Raw genomic sequence first — 3,146 nt, forward strand, 5'->3', positions numbered from 1 at the left:
GGTGACACAACCTGCGTGGTCAATACACCTAAGCCACAGCTAGCAGACTCCCCGCAAGGAAAACCGGCCCTTCCGGAATTAGAGTGCATTGATCCGGTCCTGGAGCTGACCGGAGTGAATCAGTGACCGCAAGATGTAGTGCTTGAGGTTCCGGAAGCCCAGGGCGATTCCGCGGAGGTGCTCGAGGCGTCCGTTGATGGCCTCGACGGGGCCGTTGGAGGCGCCCACGTCGAAATAGGCGAGGATCTCGCGATGCCTTTTCCACAGCGACCGGCCGAGCTGCGCGAGCTCGGGCAGCTCGGTGGGCACCCCGGTGCGGATCGATCTGAGGAGCTTGTACATCGCGATCTTGCCCTCCCGCTTGCCCGAGGCTTCGTAGGCGGCGATGAGCCGCTGGTAGACGCCATATGTGACCTCCACCGCCGCGTGCGCCTCGTTGGCGGTGAACGCCTTGAACAGGCGGACCTTCTGCTTATCGGTCAGCAGCTCGGCCCGGGTACTCAAGGTCCGGCGGATGCCGTACAGCGGATCGCCCGTGCGGCCCCGGTGGCCGGTGGTGGCCAGTTGGATGCGTTGGCGGCACACGGTGAGCTTGTCGGCGGCCAGGTGCACGACGTGGAACGGGTCCATCACCGTCCGTGCTTCAGGGACGGCCTTGGCGGCGGCGGTGTGGTAGCCGGCGAACCCGTCCATGGTCACGACTTTGATCCGGTCTCGAAACGCTTGGTCACGGGCGTCGAGCCAGTCGGTGAGCACCTTGGCCGAACGCCCCGGGACCATGTCCAGCAGGCGAGACGGGCCGGTGCCGTCCACGACCGGGGTCAGGTCGACCAGCACGGTCACGAACGAGCTGCTGCCGTCGCCGCGGACGTGCTTCCATTTGTGCTCATCGACCCCGAGAACGCGGACGCCGTCGAAGTGTCCGGGCTGGTCGTAGACCATCGCGCGGGTCTCGGTGACCGCCAGATCGTTGACCAGATCCCACCCCAGCCCGAGGGCCTTGGCGACCGCGGACACGCTAGTGCGATCGATCGCCAGACGCTGCAGGATCCAGCGACTGCAGCGGCGGGTGGTCTTGGCCCTCGGCTCAGCCAACGCCGGCATCCGCTGCTGGAAAATCCTGGTGCTGCAGTCAGTGTTGTCGCAGGTGAAGCGCGGTACCCGCACATGGAGCCTGGTGGGATGACCGACGATCGGCAGGTCGGTGACCTTCCGCTGGACGTGGTCCCGCACCCGGCCCGCCATCCCGCACTCGCCGCAGATCGGGTCCAGTGTGACCGGAGCGCAGAACAGGTGCGTGAGCTCGTCGGCCACGGCGGCGTCGGTGATCGTCACCCCGAGCTCGACGGTGCGGCAGATGGTGTCGGCAAGCAGGCTGGCGGTAGCGTTCAAAGCGGGTCCTGGGGTGTTCGATGCGTGGCGTAGGAACCTGCATCTTCACACGCCCCAGGACCCCTACATCTTGTGCCTCACCGCATCACCGACGAACCCCAGCTACGCACTCCGGATCCGGAAGGGCCGGAAAACCGCATCGCTATTCAGTCGGTTTGACGAGAACGACCTGGGATGGATCTATGCCATCCGCGGAAGCCAAGGTAGGGAGTTCGTACCCCTCGAGACCGTCAAGCTCAAGACTCGCCCGAGCTGCTCGATGCGAAGAATGAACTGACTGGCCATTGGCGATGGCAGCATAGAACTGTGCGGCGTAGTTGATGGCATCGGTGTCGGCAATGCTGTCTGCCATCCCAATGGCGAGGGGGACGATCTTCTCCTCAACCAGGTTGTTAGCCTGCGGAGCCGAGTTGCACGAGTTCAAGAGAACGAGCAGGGGTGGACTGTCAGTGGCTTGCACGGCTCGGGCGAATGCCTGTGCAGTCACTATCACGCCGTCGTGCTGCTCATCTCGGTCTCTCTCGAAGACGATGAGAGCACTGCTGCTGTGACCTGAGAAGTGAACGACGTGGGGACGGAACTTAGTGATCCCGTCCATCAAGTCCGCCGTAGTAGCGGCGGGCCGCGCGTCGAACTGAATCTGATCACGGTGAAGCGCAGCTTCAACCGCAGTTCGAATCCGTTTCTGCTCTCGGCCGATCCTCAGGTCCCCCTCGGAAGCGGCGCCCAGCAGCAATATTCTGAGCACTTCCGCTTTGGGCGATGGTACCGAGCGCATTACCTCGTTCACCGCATCTTCTGCTTGCCTGAGCCGCGAGTTGAACGCCTGCCTTTCGCCAGCAGCCCTACGCGCAGCCTCTTCCTCTGCCTTCTTGCGCTTACGCTCCGCCGCCTCAAGCTCTGACTTTTGTGCTCGCTCCAATTTCGCCTGGAGATCCAGCTCCTGTTTTGAGTAGCTGTCCACTCTCTTCTGCCACTGTGCGGCGTCTTTACCTGCCGTTTCCGCCTCTTTATCCTTACGCTCCGCCTCCCTGAGCTTACTCTTCATGGTGGTCGAGCTCTTGGTGGCCGCCGCTGCACCGCGGGCCTTGGCAGCCGCTGCCCTGGCAGTCGATTCCTTAGTCCTGCAGTTCCCCACCTTGGATTCTGCGTCTCGTCGCTGCTTGCGCTTTTGTTCCAGCTGCCTGCGGTACATGCTCGAACTCATCTGGTCCCTCCTGGTCGGAGATTGGGTTCTCGCAAGCTACAGCAGGGGTCCGACACTCGAGCACCACAGCGCGAACCGCCCTTCAGTTTGTGTGCACGCGCTGCAAAGCGCGGTACAGCGTGGACCGCCCCACACCGAGGTCACGGGCGATCGCCGACGGCCCCTCCCCCGCCTCGACGCGGGCCCGGGCCTTGTCGACCTGCTCGTCAGTCAGGACGCGTTTGCGTCCCTTGTACTTGCCTTTCGCCTTAGCGATGGCGATACCCTCGGCTTGGCGTTCACGGATTATTGCCCTCTCGAACTCGGCGAACGCCCCGAGCAGCGACAGCATCAGATCCGCTCGAGGATCCTGGGCGCCGGCGGCGTAGGTGGCCCGCTCGTGGACAAACTCCACGCTCGCGCCCTTATCCGTGATCTCACCGACGATCTGCTTGAGATCAACCAGAGAACGAGCGAGTCGGTCCATCGACGCAACAACCAGCTCGTCACCGTCTCGCAGGTACCTGATGCACTCTTCTAGGGTGTGTCTCCCAATCGGCGTAGCCAG

Annotated in this window: 3 protein-coding genes; all 3 read right to left on the reverse strand. The window is 63.4% G+C overall.

Annotated features, from left to right (window positions below; all coding sequences use genetic code 11):
• Positions 1-78: 78 nt before the first annotated feature.
• Positions 79-1,392, reverse strand: a complete 1,314-nt coding sequence (locus tag CEY15_RS17535) for an ISL3 family transposase (protein WP_095719481.1) — start codon at positions 1,390-1,392, stop codon at positions 79-81.
• A 142-nt stretch (positions 1,393-1,534) separates the two neighbouring features.
• The gene (locus CEY15_RS17540; protein ID WP_095719482.1) at positions 1,535-2,599 is read right to left on the reverse strand and encodes a hypothetical protein; all 1,065 of its coding nucleotides are present in this window, start codon (positions 2,597-2,599) and stop codon (positions 1,535-1,537) included.
• Between the two features lie 82 nt (positions 2,600-2,681).
• A partial coding sequence (locus CEY15_RS17545; protein ID WP_141244330.1) for a recombinase family protein occupies positions 2,682-3,146 on the reverse strand: 465 nt, incomplete at its 5' end.

This window comes from Dietzia natronolimnaea (assembly GCF_002289575.1).
In the GTDB taxonomy this organism is placed as follows: domain Bacteria; phylum Actinomycetota; class Actinomycetes; order Mycobacteriales; family Mycobacteriaceae; genus Dietzia; species Dietzia natronolimnaea_A.